At 46.6% G+C, this 15,284-nt stretch carries 14 protein-coding genes, 1 pseudogene and 1 CRISPR repeat array; of the genes and pseudogenes, 8 read left to right on the top strand and 7 right to left on the bottom strand.

Annotated elements, in window-relative coordinates; translation table 11 throughout:
- The first annotated feature begins 11 nt into the window (after window positions 1-11).
- The 8 genes from TRQ2_RS03035 (at window position 12) to aroQ (ending at window position 8,288) form a co-directional block, all read left to right on the top strand.
- Window positions 12-1,253 carry an MFS transporter gene (locus TRQ2_RS03035; RefSeq protein WP_011943197.1) on the top strand — a complete coding sequence of 414 codons (1,242 nt, stop codon included), beginning with the start codon at window positions 12-14 and terminating at the stop codon, window positions 1,251-1,253.
- Window positions 1,254-1,509: 256 nt separating this feature from the next.
- Entirely contained in the window at window positions 1,510-2,526 is a 1,017-nt protein-coding gene (aroF, locus tag TRQ2_RS03030; protein ID WP_004083125.1) for a 3-deoxy-7-phosphoheptulonate synthase, read from the top strand.
- Window positions 2,523-3,284, top strand: coding sequence for a prephenate dehydrogenase (locus TRQ2_RS03025; RefSeq protein ID WP_004083127.1), 762 nt, complete (start codon window positions 2,523-2,525; stop codon window positions 3,282-3,284). The genes aroF and TRQ2_RS03025 overlap by 4 nt, the downstream gene beginning before the upstream one ends.
- Entirely contained in the window at window positions 3,281-4,546 is a 1,266-nt protein-coding gene (gene aroA, locus TRQ2_RS03020; protein WP_011943196.1) for a 3-phosphoshikimate 1-carboxyvinyltransferase, read from the top strand. The genes TRQ2_RS03025 and aroA overlap by 4 nt, the downstream gene beginning before the upstream one ends.
- On the top strand, window positions 4,543-5,304 hold the full coding sequence (aroE, locus tag TRQ2_RS03015; protein WP_011943195.1) for a shikimate 5-dehydrogenase: 762 nt from the start codon (window positions 4,543-4,545) through the stop codon (window positions 5,302-5,304). Before aroA ends, aroE begins: the two co-directional genes overlap by 4 nt.
- Entirely contained in the window at window positions 5,301-6,431 is a 1,131-nt protein-coding gene (gene aroC, locus TRQ2_RS03010) for a chorismate synthase (protein ID WP_011943194.1), read from the top strand. The genes aroE and aroC overlap by 4 nt, the downstream gene beginning before the upstream one ends.
- Window positions 6,379-7,857: a bifunctional shikimate kinase AroK/3-dehydroquinate synthase AroB gene (gene aroB, locus TRQ2_RS03005; RefSeq protein WP_012310633.1), complete on the top strand. Its 1,479-nt coding sequence runs from the start codon at window positions 6,379-6,381 to the stop codon at window positions 7,855-7,857. The genes aroC and aroB overlap by 53 nt, the downstream gene beginning before the upstream one ends.
- Window positions 7,854-8,288: a type II 3-dehydroquinate dehydratase gene (gene aroQ, locus TRQ2_RS03000; RefSeq protein WP_011943192.1), complete on the top strand. Its 435-nt coding sequence runs from the start codon at window positions 7,854-7,856 to the stop codon at window positions 8,286-8,288. Before aroB ends, aroQ begins: the two co-directional genes overlap by 4 nt.
- Here aroQ and TRQ2_RS10000 read toward each other — a convergent pair.
- From TRQ2_RS10000 to TRQ2_RS02970, 7 genes and pseudogenes are all read right to left on the bottom strand, one after another.
- Window positions 8,281-8,538 carry a LysE family transporter gene (locus TRQ2_RS10000; protein ID WP_369700800.1) on the bottom strand — a complete coding sequence of 86 codons (258 nt, stop codon included), beginning with the start codon at window positions 8,536-8,538 and terminating at the stop codon, window positions 8,281-8,283. The two genes, aroQ and TRQ2_RS10000, sit on opposite strands and share 8 nt — an antisense overlap.
- Window positions 8,539-8,635: 97 nt before the next feature.
- Window positions 8,636-8,815: pseudogene (locus TRQ2_RS09995) on the bottom strand (LysE family transporter); the annotation flags it as partial.
- Between the two features lie 691 nt (window positions 8,816-9,506).
- A CRISPR array of direct repeats spans window positions 9,507-9,935; the repeat unit is 20 nt; unit sequence TTCCTTAGAGGTATGGAAAC.
- A 69-nt stretch (window positions 9,936-10,004) separates the two neighbouring features.
- Window positions 10,005-11,219, bottom strand: coding sequence for an ABC transporter permease (locus TRQ2_RS02990; RefSeq protein ID WP_012310632.1), 1,215 nt, complete (start codon window positions 11,217-11,219; stop codon window positions 10,005-10,007).
- The gene (locus tag TRQ2_RS02985) at window positions 11,206-11,910 is read right to left on the bottom strand and encodes an ABC transporter ATP-binding protein (protein WP_008193575.1); all 705 of its coding nucleotides are present in this window, start codon (window positions 11,908-11,910) and stop codon (window positions 11,206-11,208) included. The genes TRQ2_RS02990 and TRQ2_RS02985 overlap by 14 nt, the downstream gene beginning before the upstream one ends.
- Window positions 11,907-12,914: an efflux RND transporter periplasmic adaptor subunit gene (locus TRQ2_RS02980; protein ID WP_012310631.1), complete on the bottom strand. Its 1,008-nt coding sequence runs from the start codon at window positions 12,912-12,914 to the stop codon at window positions 11,907-11,909. Before TRQ2_RS02980 ends, TRQ2_RS02985 begins: the two co-directional genes overlap by 4 nt.
- Window positions 12,911-14,173: a TolC family protein gene (locus TRQ2_RS02975; protein WP_012310630.1), complete on the bottom strand. Its 1,263-nt coding sequence runs from the start codon at window positions 14,171-14,173 to the stop codon at window positions 12,911-12,913. Before TRQ2_RS02975 ends, TRQ2_RS02980 begins: the two co-directional genes overlap by 4 nt.
- A 15-nt stretch (window positions 14,174-14,188) precedes the next feature.
- Window positions 14,189-15,175: a TolC family protein gene (locus TRQ2_RS02970; RefSeq protein WP_012310629.1), complete on the bottom strand. Its 987-nt coding sequence runs from the start codon at window positions 15,173-15,175 to the stop codon at window positions 14,189-14,191.
- Window positions 15,176-15,284: the final 109 nt, after the last annotated feature.

Genomic DNA, 15,284 nt, shown 5'->3' with positions numbered 1-15,284 from the left:
GAGGGAGTACTGTGAATGAGCTCTTACACTGGAAGAGGAACTTCTTCCTTCTTGCCCTCGGAAGGTTCGTATCGATTCTTGGAAGTTCCATTCAGGCGGTTGCGATTCCTCTTTTTGTACTGGATCTGACACACTCTGGATCTGCTGTTGCCCTGATGACCGTAGCCTACATGGTTCCGAGGATCCTTTTCACACCCATAGCCGGGATCGTGGGAGACAGGGGAGATAGAAAGTTTCTCATGGTCTCGATGGATTTTCTGAGGGGATTTCTCATCTGTTTTCTGGCCCTTCTTGCGTTCAGAAACTCCGTCACCCTTCCCGTTCTCTACGTTTCTCAGATAGCGATGGCTGTCATGGACAATCTCTTCGACATACCGACAGGTGCGATGTTTCCCGATATCGTTCCTCAGGATTTTCTCATGAGAGCCAACTCCATCATGGGTATGGTGAGGATCTTTCCACAGATCCTGGGCCCCGCACTGGGAGGAGTGATCTACGGATTCTACGGTATAGCGATCGTTTTTCTTGTGAATGGGGTGTCTTTTGTCCTCTCTGCTATCAGTGAGATCTTCATCGTTTACAGCCGAAAGGTGGAGAAAAAGCCAGCAAAATTCTCTCAGATCCTTGAAGATCTCAAAGAAGGATTTCTCTTCATCTGGAACCACGAGCTCATACGAACCATTCTGATCTTCGCACTTTTTCTGAATCTGCTCATCTCTCCGCTGTTCATGGTGGTGTATCCTTACACGATCAGGGAAGTGATGAAATTTTCGGCTCAGGAATTTGGTTTCCTGGAGACTTCCTTCACCTTAGGGGCGCTTCTTGGGAACTTTCTGATCGCATCGTACCTGTCAAAGAAGAACATGTGGAAGGCCATGAAGATTTCTATCTTTCTTTTTGAACTTCCCATCGTCTTCCTTGGCTTTCTCGTCATGCCTGATTTTTCCTTGAACAGACTGGTTCTTTTCTCGCTGTTTTTCATCACGTTCCTGATAATGGGTTTTTTGAATCCCATCATCAACGTTCCTCTGGACACGGCGTTTCAAAAGATGACACCTTCTCACATCAGAGCGAGGGCCTTTTCTTTCCTCATTCTCGTAGCAAACGGAGTCACTCCGCTCGGATCGGTTCTCTACGGATACCTCGTTGATAGAGTGCCGGTCCATTTTCTTTACTATATTGTCGGAGCGCTTTCTTTTCTGGTCGCTGTGCTGCTTCTGGTAGCTTTGAGGGGAAAAGAGCTTCCCACTTGATTTTTCCAGCGTTGTTTGTTAGAATAGTAACCAAACAGGGGTGAAAGGTTATGCGATGTGGAAGAATAATATGTCTCAAATCGATTGAACACAATTATTATTACTTTTGGTTTAACAGGGGCACCTGTCCGTGAGTGCTACCGCTCCGGGCAGGTGCCTCTTTCGGTATCTGCCCGGAGCGATAGAAAACACTGAAGGGCTCCGGGCAGCGGAGCCCTTTTTTTATTACCAAAATCCCGTAGGAGGTGGTAGATCTATGATAGTCGTTTTGAAACCCGGTTCCACAGAAGAAGATATAAGGAAGGTGGTGAAGTTGGCTGAGAGTTACAACTTGAAGTGTCACATTTCCAAAGGTCAGGAAAGAACGGTTATTGGGATCATCGGGGACGATAGGTACGTGGTGGCGGACAAGTTCGAATCTTTGGACTGTGTGGAAAGCGTTGTGAGGGTGCTCAAGCCTTACAAACTCGTCTCTCGTGAGTTCCATCCGGAGGACACGGTGATCGACCTCGGAGATGTGAAGATAGGAAACGGCTACTTCACCATCATAGCGGGACCGTGCTCAGTTGAGGGCAGGGAAATGCTCATGGAAACCGCGCACTTTTTGAGCGAACTCGGTGTCAAGGTTTTGAGGGGAGGGGCTTACAAGCCTCGAACATCTCCTTACTCTTTCCAAGGACTCGGAGAGAAAGGGTTGGAGTACCTGAGAGAAGCTGCCGACAAGTACGGTATGTACGTGGTGACGGAGGCTCTCGGAGAAGACGATCTTCCAAAAGTGGCCGAGTACGCTGATATCATTCAGATAGGAGCGAGAAACGCTCAGAACTTCAGATTGCTCTCTAAAGCGGGAAGCTACAACAAACCCGTTCTTCTGAAAAGGGGTTTCATGAACACCATCGAAGAGTTCCTTCTCTCCGCTGAATACATCGCAAACTCTGGAAACACGAAGATCATACTGTGTGAAAGGGGAATCAGAACGTTCGAAAAGGCCACGAGGAACACACTCGATATATCCGCTGTTCCTATAATCAGAAAGGAATCCCATCTTCCCATTCTGGTGGATCCGAGCCACTCTGGGGGAAGAAGAGACCTCGTTATTCCACTCTCCCGGGCCGCTATAGCGGTTGGAGCTCATGGAATCATTGTGGAGGTTCATCCGGAGCCGGAGAAGGCACTTTCGGATGGAAAACAGAGTCTTGACTTCGAGCTCTTCAAGGAACTGGTTCAGGAAATGAAGAAACTCGCTGATGCCCTGGGGGTGAAGGTGAATTGAAAATTTCTGTGCTCGGAGCGGGATGCATCGGTGGATCGATCGCACTTAAATTGAAAGAAAAGCATCATGTCACAGCCTTCGACAGAGATGAAGAAACGATGAAAGCATTGGAAGAAAACGGAATAGAAACTGTTTCAAAGGAAAGCGATCTCTACGATACAGACCTTCTCGTTCTTGCGCTTCCCATGAGCGTCGAGGAGAGATTCCTGAAAGAAACGGACTTTTCAGGGAAGATTCTCGATGTGGCGAGCGTGAAGACACCTTTCATGGAAATAGCCAGAGAGAGGGGATTGAACTTCACAGGAGGACATCCCATGGCCGGAAACGAACGAAAGGGAAAATCAGGTTGGGATCGAGAAATGTTCGACGGAAAGATCTTCTTTCTCTGCTCTCTCGACGGAAAAGAGGATGGGATGATTGAAAACATCGTGAAAGATCTTGGTGCCAGACCTTTGTGGATAGACTACAGGATCCACGACGAGATCGTCGCTGCGGTGAGCCACGTTCAGTACTTGATCTCACTGAGCGCACGGTACGTAGGGAAACCCTTTGAAGAATACGCGGGACCTGGTTATCTTTCCAACACGAGACTTTCGAAACAGAACATGGAGATGGCGCTGGATATGATCAGATATAATAAAGAAAACATCCTCAAATACCTGGAGAACGCAAGAAACTTTCTGAATGTTTTATATCATCTCACAGAGAAAGAGGATTTCGAAAACCTGAAAAAAGTGATAAGGGAAGTGATATCTTGAAGGTACTTCCGGCGAAGAAGGTTGAAGGAGTGCTGAGCGTTCCTCCGGACAAATCCATAACTCACAGGGCTCTCATTCTGTCCGCTTTGGCGGAAACGGAAAGCACCCTGTACAACCTCTTGAGGTGTCTCGACACAGAGAGAACCCACGATATTCTCGAAAAACTCGGTACACGTTTTGAAGGCGATTGGGAAAAGATGAAGGTCTTTCCGAAGCCCTTCGCTGAGCCAATAGAACCTCTCTTCTGTGGAAACTCCGGAACAACCACGAGGTTGATGAGTGGAGTTCTTGCTTCATACGAGATGTTCACAGTGCTTTACGGGGATTCTTCTCTTTCCAGAAGGCCGATGAGAAGAGTGATCGAACCTCTGGAGATGATGGGAGCGCGTTTCATGGCGAGGCAGAACAACTACCTTCCCATGGCTATCAAGGGAAATCACCTTTCCGGTATCAGCTATAAAACACCGGTGGCGAGCGCTCAAGTGAAGAGCGCGGTTCTTCTGGCGGGGCTCAGAGCCAGCGGACGAACAATCGTTATCGAACCAGCAAAAAGCAGAGATCACACGGAAAGGATGCTCAAAAACCTCGGTGTTCCCGTCGAGGTGGAGGGAACACGTGTGGTTCTGGAGCCTGCTACCTTCAGGGGTTTCACGATGAAAGTCCCTGGTGATATCTCGTCGGCTGCTTTCTTCGTGGTTCTCGGCGCCATTCATCCCAACGCTCGAATCACAGTAACGGACGTTGGCCTGAATCCCACCCGAACGGGACTCCTCGAAGTTATGAAACTCATGGGAGCCAACCTGGAGTGGGAGATCACGGAAGAAAATCTTGAACCGATAGGAACTGTGAGGGTTGAGACATCTCCAAACCTGAAAGGTGTGGTTGTTCCCGAACACCTCGTACCTCTCATGATAGATGAACTGCCTCTTGTGGCGCTTCTCGGTGTTTTTGCGGAAGGAGAAACGGTTGTGAGAAACGCGGAGGAGTTGAGAAAGAAGGAATCCGACAGGATAAGGGTTCTGGTGGAAAACTTCAAACGGCTCGGTGTCGAAATAGAAGAGTTCAAAGATGGTTTCAAGATCGTTGGAAAGCAGAGCATAAAAGGTGGATCGGTGGATCCAGAAGGCGACCACAGAATGGCTATGCTCTTTTCCATAGCAGGGCTCGTGAGTGAAGAGGGGGTTGATGTGAAAGATCACGAATGCGTGGCGGTGTCTTTCCCGAACTTTTACGAACTGCTGGAGAGAGTGGTGATATCATGAAATTCTGCATCATAGGGTATCCGGTGAGTCACAGCATATCACCAAGGCTTTACAACGAGTATTTCAAAAGGGCGGGAATGAACCACTCGTACGGTATGGAAGAGATACCACCTGAATCTTTCGACACGGAGATAAGAAGGATTCTCGAAGAATACGATGGTTTCAACGCGACAATTCCTCACAAAGAAAGAGTGATGCGGTACGTCGAACCATCTGAAGATGCGCAGAGAATAAAAGCCGTGAACTGCGTCTTTCGGGGAAAGGGATACAACACCGACTGGGTTGGCGTTGTGAAATCGCTCGAGGGTGTAGAGGTGAAAGAACCCGTTGTCGTTGTGGGAGCGGGCGGAGCCGCACGTGCTGTGATCTACGCTCTCCTCCAGATGGGCGTGAAAGACATCTGGGTGGTGAACAGAACGATCGAAAGGGCGAAGGCTCTCGATTTTCCTGTGAAAATTTTCTCTCTCGATCAGCTCGACGAGGTTGTGAAAAAGGCGAAGAGTCTCTTCAACACCACTTCCGTTGGAATGAAGGGAGAGAAACTGACCGTTTCCGAAGCTTCTTTGAAAGGTCTGTATCTTGTTTACGACGTGGTGTACTTTGAGACTCCTCTCGTTTCTGATGCGAAGAGATTGGGAGTGGAACACGTTGTAAAGGGAAACCTCATGTTTTACTATCAGGCGATGGAGAATCTCAAAATATGGGGAATCTACGATGAAAGATCGTTCAAAGAAGTGTTCGAGGAGGTACTGAGATGAGGCTCACAATAGCGGGAGATTCCCACGGAAAGTACATGATAGCGGTTTTGGAAGGGATTCCTGCGGGTTTGAAGATCGACGAAGAAATCATAAGAAGAGAGCTTTTCAGGAGAAGAAATTGCTACGGTAGAGGAAAGAGGATGAGCATGGAAGAAGATGCCTTCGAGATCGTCTCCGGAGTGTGGGGAGGTATCACAACGGGAGCACCGGTGACGATTCTCGTTCCAAACAAAGCGGGCAACCCGGTGAAAGACGTTCGAAGCGTGCCGAGACCGGGTCACATAGATTACGCTGCCTTTGTGAAGTACAAACTGCCGGATCTGAACGTCTACGTGGAACGATCCAGTGCCAGATGGACGGTGGCTCTCACGGCGGCGGGTGCTCTTCTGAAGAGTCTCCTCAGAGAGTTCAACATAGATGTTCTCGGGTTTGTCACAAGACTTGGAAACGTGGAAGCGAAGAATATCCCAGACAATTTTGAGGAGTTGAGAAGAAAGAGGGACGAATCGGCCGTTTTCTGTCCAGATCCAGAGGCAACGGAAGGAATGATCTCCGAGATCGACAGGGCGAAAGAAGAGGGAAACACCCTCGGCGGCAAGGTGAAGGTCATTGCAAGAGGTGTCCCGGCAGGCATCGGGAGCTACTCCGATCTTTTCAAAAAGCTCGACTCGAAGATAGGTTCCCTCTTTTTTGCCATTCCCGCTGTGAAGGGAGTGGTGATTGGAAGTGAAGAGATGTGGTACGGCTTTGACTATCTGGATGAGTTCGAACTGGAAGACGGCAGGATAAAGAGAAGAACAAACAATCTGGGAGGAATAGAAGGGGGCATCACCAACGGAGAAGACGTGTGGGTGAACGTCTTCGTGAAACCCATTCCTACCACAGGAAAGCCGTTGAACTCCGTTGATTTGAGAACAATGGAACCGGCGAAAACACCGTACGTGAGATCTGACGTGACGGCCGTTCCTCCCGCTTCCGTCGTGTGTGAAGCCGCGCTCGCTGTGGTGATTTCGGACGCCTTGCTCGAACACCTGGGCGATGGAAACATCGACGACCTGAAAAGGAGGTTCGGGAATGAGAATCTTCCTCGTTGGGATGATGGGTTCTGGAAAGAGTACGATCGGTAAAAGGGTTTCCGAGGTGCTCGACCTTCAGTTCATAGATATGGACGAAGAGATAGAAAGAAGAGAGGGAAGAAGCGTTCGAAGGATTTTCGAAGAAGACGGTGAAGAGTACTTCCGATTGAAAGAGAAAGAACTTCTTAGGGAACTTGTGGAAAGAGACAACGTGGTCGTGGCAACGGGTGGAGGTGTTGTGATCGATCCAGAGAACAGGGAGCTTTTGAAGAAAGAGAAGACTCTCTTTCTCTACGCTCCCCCTGAAGTGTTGATGGAAAGAGTAACAACAGAGAACAGGCCTCTTCTGAGAGAAGGAAAAGAGAGAATACGAGAGATCTGGGAAAGGAGAAAACAGTTCTACACGGAGTTTAGAGGGATCGACACCTCCAAGTTGAACGAGTGGGAAACAACCGCACTCGTTGTGCTGGAGGCTCTGGACGAGAAAGAAATCTCAACGATAGAAAAACCACACCTGGTGAAGATCATCCTCGGTGGTTTCAAGAGGGTGAGGAACGAAGAGCTGGTTTTCACCACGGAGAGGGTGGAGAAGATATACGGAAGGTACCTTCCAGAGAATCGGCTTCTTTTTCCGGATGGAGAGGAAGTGAAGACGCTGGAGCATGTCTCCAGAGCGTACTACGAACTTGTGAGGATGGACTTTCCCAGGGGAAAGACCATAGCGGGTGTCGGAGGAGGTGCTCTCACCGACTTCACTGGCTTTGTGGCGAGCACGTTCAAAAGGGGAGTGGGACTTTCTTTCTATCCGACAACACTTCTGGCTCAGGTGGACGCTTCCGTTGGTGGAAAGAATGCCATCGATTTCGCTGGAGTGAAAAACGTCGTTGGGACTTTCAGAATGCCAGACTACGTCATCATAGATCCCACCGTCACGCTTTCGATGGATGAGGGCAGGTTCGAAGAGGGAGTCGTGGAAGCCTTCAAGATGACGATTCTATCGGGTCGCGGGGTAGAACTCTTCGATGAGCCGGAGAAGATTGAGAAGAGAAATCTCAGAGTTCTCAGCGAGATGGTAAAAATCTCCGTCGAAGATAAAGCGAGGATAGTAATGGAAGATCCCTACGACATGGGTTTGAGACACGCCCTGAATCTGGGACACACGCTCGGTCATGTGTACGAGATGCTGGAAGGGGTACCTCACGGTATAGCGGTAGCGTGGGGCATCGAAAAAGAGACGATGTACCTGTACAGAAAGGGAATAGTGCCTAAGGAAACCATGAGATGGATCGTAGAAAAGGTCAAACAGATCGTACCAATTCCTGTTCCATCCGTCGATGTTGAGAAAGCCAGAAATCTCATTCTGAACGACAAGAAGATCCTGAAAGGTTCCAGAGTTAGGCTTCCTTACGTGAAAGAAATCGGAAAGATCGAATTCTTAGAGGTCGATCCGCTCGAACTTTTGGAGGTGGTAGATTGAAAGTACTCGTGGTGAACGGACCCAACTTGAACATGCTCGGAAAAAGAGACAAAAACATCTATGGAAACTTTTCTCATGAGGATCTTGTGAAGATGATAGAAGATTGGGGAAGGAAAAACGATGTGGAAGTGGAGGTCTTTCAGTCGAACCACGAGGGAGAAATTTTGGATAGACTGCACAGGCTCGATTTCGATGGTCTTGTGATAAACCCGGGGGCTTTCACCCACTACAGCTACGCCATAAGGGATGCCCTGGAGATCGTGAAGGTGCCGAAGGTGGAGGTTCACATATCGAACATACACAGGAGGGAAGAGTTCAGAAGAAGGAGCGTTACGGCTGAGGTGTGCGACGGTCAGATAAGCGGACTTGGTGTGTACGGTTACCTTCTGGCTCTGGAGTACATAAAAAAGAAACTGGAAGAACTCACCTGAAAGAATCAAGCACGAAGAAAAGACCAAAACCGATGAGGAACAGACCGGTCACGGCCATCACTATTTTATAGATCCGTGAGGATTTCAATATGGTGTTTCCAAAGACACCTATCAGAGAGTACCAGAGAATGTCTGAGAGAATGTGGCCGAAGTAGAAGGCAGTAACCCCAGCCAGAAACGATGTCTGCGCTTTGACAAGGAAAGCGCTGCCGACGGACATCCACCAAAGAAGAAAGTACGGGTTGGACAGTGAAACGAGAGCTCCTGTGATGGGAAGGGGGATTTTCAGATCGTTTTTTTTCTACCTGTGAGATCTCACCTTTGATGGCTGTTAGCTGAGAAATCCCCATGAAAGCAAGGAAAGATCCTCCAAGAAGACCTATCACTTTTGTCACAAGCGGAGATTTCAGGACCCATTGAAAGCCAAGAACCAGCAGGAGAACAAGAAAAGCTTCCAGAACAACGTGGCCGGATATCAGTTTTATAGAGTTTTTCCAACCTTTTGCACTCTGGGATATGGCTATCATCATTAGAGGGCCCGGTGCGACCGCACCGGAAAGCCCCACAAGGAAACTCCCGAAGAATATGGAAATCATCATCTTCCTCCCCAAGAATTTTGAAAAATTTTACCACTCTGTTCTTTGCTTTTGTGTTAGTGTGAAATATATTTGTTTTAACATATTATGTTTTATGCATACAAACCAGGTTAGTTCCAATCATTCACAAAGTAGGTGATGCGTGTATCTGGCACTGGAAGAACGATACAGAGTATGCAATTACCGGTAACGAAAAATTTCATGCGGGTTTGTGGTACCGGAAGCTATGCGTTAAAAAAGGAATAATGGATGATATTAAGAGACAATATGAAGAGAATTTGTGGTAATCGATGACGTGTAAGTGCTTTGAATTCGAGAAATTAGTAGTTAACTTCTAACACACTGAGGAATACCTTCTTTCATCTATTTGTGAAACATGGAACTAATCGATTTTTACCAGAAACACCTCAAAACACCCTGACGTAGGTTGATATAATTTATCTTCTGTTTTTTGCTTGTGTTCTTTTCTTGTTTGACTATGCAATTATTCCATTTTTCCAAACAGTACTTGAAGATGCTCTCTTGTGTGTTAGAATGGTTTATGGAAAGGGAGGATATGGAAGGTCAAAAAACATCTTGCTTTCAGAGTGTGTTTGTGGTATAATTTCTCTTGAACTCAACGGTTTCAATAGTTCCTTAGAGGTATGGAAACATTCCTCGACCGTTGGCCAGACCTCTTTCCTGATCCGTTTCAATAGTTCCTTAGAGGTATGGAAACTCTTTTCCTTTCGCGACGACTTTTCCGTCTTTTGTGAGTTTCAATAGTTCCTTAGAGGTATGGAAACTCGTATCTACTACCTGAAAGAACAATTACATCATCATCGTTTCAATAGTTCCTTAGAGGTATGGAAACTCGGTTTCTGGATTCATTGCCGCAGCAACCCATGTACGTTTCAATAGTTCCTTAGAGGTATGGAAACACTATTCACCCGAAAATCCTGACGAATGGTCTCAACGTTTCAATAATTCCTTAGAGGTATGGAAACGCTGTTTTGTAGAATGCCCGGTATAGACATCTTAAGTTTCAATACTTCCTTAGAGGCATGGAAATCTGATACAAAACAAAAAATGCCCCTTTCGGGGCAAATGTTTGTTTTTGTGTTTCCGCTATCCGGTTAAATTACTCGTACCTCAGGGCTTCTATTGGACTCAGTCTGGAGGCTCTGTATGCGGGATAGAACCCAAAGAACAATCCAACGCTTGCCGAAACTCCAAATGCAACAATCACAGAGAGCGGATCTATCACGGCTTTCAATCCGTACTGACTGCCAAAGGTGTTAACTATCGTGTTCGAACCTAAGATACCCAGAGCAACACCTATGGCACCAGCAACGAATGTGATCACAACGCTTTCCACAAGAAACTCCAAAAGAATTCTGAGTCTTGATGCTCCTATAGCCATCTTTATACCTATTTCCCTGGTTCTTTCAACAACAGAGACGAGCATGATGTTCATGATACCGATACCACCAACGATCAGCGACACAGCGGCGATTGCAACGAGAACAAGGTTGATGATAGACACACTCTCAGAGACCACGTTCAAGATGGCTTGCTGACTGATGATGTTGTAGTAACTTTCTTCCTCGTGAAACTTTGTGTAGAGCAGGTGATCTATCTCCATGACTGCCCTTTGAGCAACATCCGCGGATTTACTTGTTGCGAGTATCATGGAAACCTTCCCGTGTGTCTGGAAGACCCTGAATTTTCCCGTTTCATAGGGGATCAGAATCATGTTGTCTGGGTTGAACATGAGAATGCTACCGGTTCTTTCGAAGATTCCAATGATTTCAAAGACGAGTTTTCTATTTCCCTGAACGAGGTAAATCTTTTTGCCCAGAGGATTTTCGTTTCCGAACAGGTTGTACGCCACTTCTTGTCCGATGATCGCGACGTTGGCAGTGTTGTCCTCCTGGGAGAAGGTCCTTCCAGAAGAGACTTTCAGATTCAAAATGTGGAAAATATCAGCTGGTGCAGAGTACACGTTAGATCTGGTGTTTGTCTCTCTGTACTGAACAAGGAAACTTCCATTCACAAGACCGATCGCTTTGTCAACACTCGGGCACATCTTCAGGATATCTTCTACATCGTCTTCCTCGAGCGATTCCACCGATTGAGCGATCGTACCTCCTCTTCCTCCAGTGAATCCAGGTGTGATCATGATGATGTTCGATCCAAGCGAAGTGAGCCTCTCTGTCACGCTTTCTTTCATACCTGCCCCAAGAGACATCACCATGATAACGGCGGTCACTCCGATCACAATACCGAGCATCGATAGAAACGTTCTCATCTTGTTGGCAAGAAGTGATCTCAGAACCTCTTTAAGTATCTCCATACACAACACCTCGACGTTCTACACCTTCGATTTTTCCATCTCTGATTCTCACGATGCACGTTCCTTCGTCCACCATCTCGAGGTTGTGAGTCACAACAACCAGCGTTTTTCCCATCTCGTGGAGTTTTCTGAACAGCTCCAGTATCTCTTCGCCAGTTTTTGTGTCCAGATTTCCCGTTGGTTCGTCTGCGAGGATGAAGACAGGATCGTTTGCCAGAGCCCTCGCTATCGCAACTCTTTGTTGCTGACCTCCTGAAAGCTGATTCGGCCGGTGATGGAGTCTGTCTCCCAGACCGACCAATTCCAGAAGCTCTTTTGCCCTCCTTTTTCTCTCCTTCGCCGGTACACCCGCGTAGATCATTGGAAGCTCCACATTTTCCAAAGCGGTGAGACGGGGAAGAAGGTTGTAACTCTGAAAGACAAAGCCTATTTTCCTGTTTCTAACCTGCGCGAGCCTTCGATCACCCATCCTCGAAACCTCTTCTCCTTCTATGAGTACCTTTCCCTTTGTAGGACGATCGAGACATCCAAGAATGTGAAGGAGTGTAGACTTTCCGCTTCCAGATGGTCCTATTATGATCACGTATTCTCCTTCGAACACCTCGAAAGAAACACCACGAAGAGCCTCGACCTTCACCTCACCCAGGTCATATATTTTCCACACATCGACAAGCTCCATCACCTTTTTCATCTTGCTCGTCCCCCTCCGGGGCCGAACATTGGAAGACCTTGTCTTGTTCGAAGTCTCTGGATTTCCTGCTGTGACGGGATGAGAAGCAAAACGTCTCCTTCGGAAACACCCTTTTTGATTTCTATCTTATCGTTCAGCTCTTCACCCACCTCAACATACACCTTTTGAGGTCCTTGGGGTGTTTGTTTCATCACGTAGTAACCGTTTTGATCCTGACTGACCGCTTCTTTTGGTACAAAGAAAGAACTTGTAGCTTCTTTGATGATTATTTCCACGTCGCACGTGAGACCAGGTATCACTAAGCTGGGAGGTATCTGATCGAAAGAAAACTCCACCGGTATCACGGTAACTCCACCGGACGTTTCCGCAACAGGACTGATTCTTTTCACCTTTCCGGTCAGGGTGAGGCCAAGCTGTTCGAAGGTGAAAACAGCCTTCATTCCTTCTTTGACGTTCTTGAGGTCGTATTCACTGATGGAACCTTCTACTCTGAGGGTATCTGTTTCCACTATAGTGACTATGCTGGTACCAACCGACACACTGTCTCCCACATCCACATTGACCGATTGAACTACTCCATTCACAGGCGAAACCACCGTTGTGTTCTCCAGGTTCTCTTTTGCTTTCTCCAGATTCAAACGGTTGATCTCGGTGGGAGAAGTTTTGTAGCTGTTGAGAGCGGAAAGATAACTGATTTGATAATCTGTGTCGTCTATCTTTGCTATTTTCTGACCTACCTGAACCACATCTCCCTCTTCCACGTAAATTTCCAGAACGTCTCCAGATACTTTGGAAGTGACTTTCTTCGTATCGGCGGTGACCTGACCCACTATTTCTACAGTTTCATTCTCTTTCGTCACAGTGTAGGTGAGATAGACAGGAGCCTGTGTTGAAGTGGCGTCTTTTTCAGAAACGGTCTGGGCACTGGCTCTGTTCAAAAAGATCACAACGATCACCAGGACCACCAGTACTGCTATGATCAGCAGGGTTATCCACTTTTTCAATTCTGATCACCTTCCTTGAGGAATTTCTCAAGATCGTATCCTAAGATGCTTATGTATTTCAGTTTTTCCAGAATCAATGAATTTTCCAGATTTTCTTTCTCGAGAGTTCCTTCCACGTAGTCGAGTTTCGAGAGAGTGTAGTCTTCTTCACTCAGGAAGCCTTTCCTGAAAAGCTGATCGTTTGTTTTGGAGCTTTCCTCCAGATCTTCCAGTTCGATTTCTTTTTGTCTCAGCTGAGACTCGAGATTGGCAATGTTGACAAGCTCTTGGCTCAACGAGTTTTCTATGTTTCGCACCTTTTCCTGATATTCCAGAGAAACCAGCTGGGATTTTCTTTTCTCTGCTTCCAGTTTTCTTTCTCCAAAGTCCCAGAGCGTCATCTGAAATCCTATTCCGATCGACCACTCGCTATCTTCGAAGTCGTAGTTGAACGAGAACGTCAGTTCCGGAAGATACGGAAGAAACCATGTTTTCTTTTCTATCTCTTCGGCTTTCTTTTGAAGCTCCAGAGCTTTCAGGTCTTCTCTGTACTCCAGAGTGGTGGCCGGCAGAGTGACCCCCTCGAGAAACTTTCTTGTTTTCTGATACACTTCTTCGTCGATGTTCTTTGTTTGAATCGTCTGAAGACTGTATTCTGCACTTCTCAGGGTTTGTTCAGTGGAGAGTATCTGCTTTTCCAGAGCTTTCTTTTCGTCGTCATCTTTTGCCTTGCTGAGTTTTTCGTTCAACACCTGAAGTCTCTGCGAGAGTATTTCGATCTTCTTTGTGTAGTAGTACCAGTCGAATATGTCCTGGACGGTCTGGATGAAAATGCTGTTCTTTGTGGATTTCAAAGAATACTTGCTGGAAAGGTAGTTTGCCTCTGTCTTCAACTTGTCCACTGTGTATTCCGTTTTGAGATTTCTGGACACACTGAGCTGTGTTCCTTCGAAGTTAAAAGACCAGTCGTCAGTGTTCACGGAGATCGGAAAGGAAAGTCCGAGCTCGAATCCGTAGATGTTTACAAAGTTGACAATTGGAGATATTGAGAAATCAGAGATACCATCCTCTGTTATGGTGATACCTGTCTTTCCCAATGAAACGGATATCTCAGGATTCCAGAAGTTTGTGTAACGTTTGTAGTTGAGCTGTGCTTCTTTGAACTTTTCCACACTCGACCAGTAACCGGACGAATTTTTCAGGTTCTCCTCGAACAGATCGAAGACGTTCCCCACGAGGAAAACCGGAACAAGGAGAAAAACCAGAAAAAATCGTTTCATTTCTTACCACCTTCTTCAAAAGGAGACTTCTTTTCCAGCGTCTATCAGGAAGTTCACGATCGAAGTGTAGTAGCTGCGTAGCGAATTGAAGTAGTTCTTTTTGGTGTTGAGAAGATTGATCTTCTGGGTGTTCAGTTCTTTCTTTGAGATCAGTCCCTTTTCGTATCTTTCCTGGTAATCTTTGAGGATGTTCTCGTTGAGGTCAACCTTTTCTTTCAGTACTTTCAAATTCAAGAAGGCGATTTCCAGAGAATCGAGGGTGCTCTTATAGCTGTCTTTTGCTTCTTTCAAAGCTTCGTCGTAGTTCATCTTTGATTTCTTGTAATTCAGCTCTGCCTTTTTCTGTTCGTACTTCGAAGCGGAAGCGGAGAGGTTGTTGAGATCGTATTCAGCGATCTTCATGTTCAGCTCCGCGATCTTGACGGAAGAAAGATTGTCGAGGTATTCGTCTTCACTCACAAGGTTCTGATAATCGATGAGAGGAAGCTCTATTTCACTCACTTCCACGCTGAAGATCTCCTCATAATCTTTTTGGGCTTCTTCAAGGTCTTTTTGGGCGGAAAGGAGGTTGTTGCTGGCTTCTTCGAGGGTGAGCTCTGAATCTTTCAGGTCGTTCTCGGAAATGAGATTCTTCTTGAAAAGCTCCTGACTGGTTTTGTAGTCTTCCTGGGCGTTTTCGAAGTTCAGCTGTGCGATTTCGTAGGAAAGGTCAGCGGTCAGGAGATTGAAAATCCTTCCCAGAACATCTTGATAAGCGGATTTCAGCGAGTTTCTGTAGCTTTGAAGGTTGTTGTAGTAGCTGAGTTCTGCGGAGAGTTCTGATCTCTTGTTCGTTGCTTCGAGTTTTGCTTTTTCGTAGTCCATCGTCGCGGATTCTAAGTTGATCTGCGCGATTTGATAATCTGTACTGCTTGCAAGAGCGGTTTGAAGAACATCATTCAGAGAAACAGAAAAGCTCAGCACAGAAACGAGAGACAACAGCGCCACGAAGAGATTTTTCATACGAATACCTCCTTTTTCGATTGTTTGACGGTAAAATTCTATACTCTTCTTTGTGAAAAAAGTGTGAATTTCTCACAAGCAAAATGAGAAACTCCTTCTTTCAAACGAG

The sequence above is a fragment of the Thermotoga sp. RQ2 genome (assembly GCF_000019625.1).
GTDB lineage: Bacteria > Thermotogota > Thermotogae > Thermotogales > Thermotogaceae > Thermotoga > Thermotoga maritima.
The sequence above is the reverse complement of the archived record's forward strand: the minus strand, read 5'-3'. Positions and strand labels throughout refer to the sequence as shown.

Excerpts from the sequence above, each read along its gene's own strand:
- aroF (WP_004083125.1), top strand. The coding sequence starts at position 1,510 with ATGATAGTCGTTTTGAAACCCGGTTCCACAGAAGAAGATATAAGGAAG.
- aroE (WP_011943195.1), top strand. The coding sequence starts at position 4,543 with ATGAAATTCTGCATCATAGGGTATCCGGTGAGTCACAGCATATCACCA.
- aroC (WP_011943194.1), top strand. The coding sequence starts at position 5,301 with ATGAGGCTCACAATAGCGGGAGATTCCCACGGAAAGTACATGATAGCG.
- aroB (WP_012310633.1), top strand. The coding sequence starts at position 6,379 with ATGAGAATCTTCCTCGTTGGGATGATGGGTTCTGGAAAGAGTACGATC.
- TRQ2_RS02990 (WP_012310632.1), bottom strand. The coding sequence starts at position 11,219 with ATGGAGATACTTAAAGAGGTTCTGAGATCACTTCTTGCCAACAAGATG.
- TRQ2_RS02985 (WP_008193575.1), bottom strand. The coding sequence starts at position 11,910 with ATGAAAAAGGTGATGGAGCTTGTCGATGTGTGGAAAATATATGACCTG.
- TRQ2_RS02975 (WP_012310630.1), bottom strand. The coding sequence starts at position 14,173 with ATGAAACGATTTTTTCTGGTTTTTCTCCTTGTTCCGGTTTTCCTCGTG.
- TRQ2_RS02970 (WP_012310629.1), bottom strand. The coding sequence starts at position 15,175 with ATGAAAAATCTCTTCGTGGCGCTGTTGTCTCTCGTTTCTGTGCTGAGC.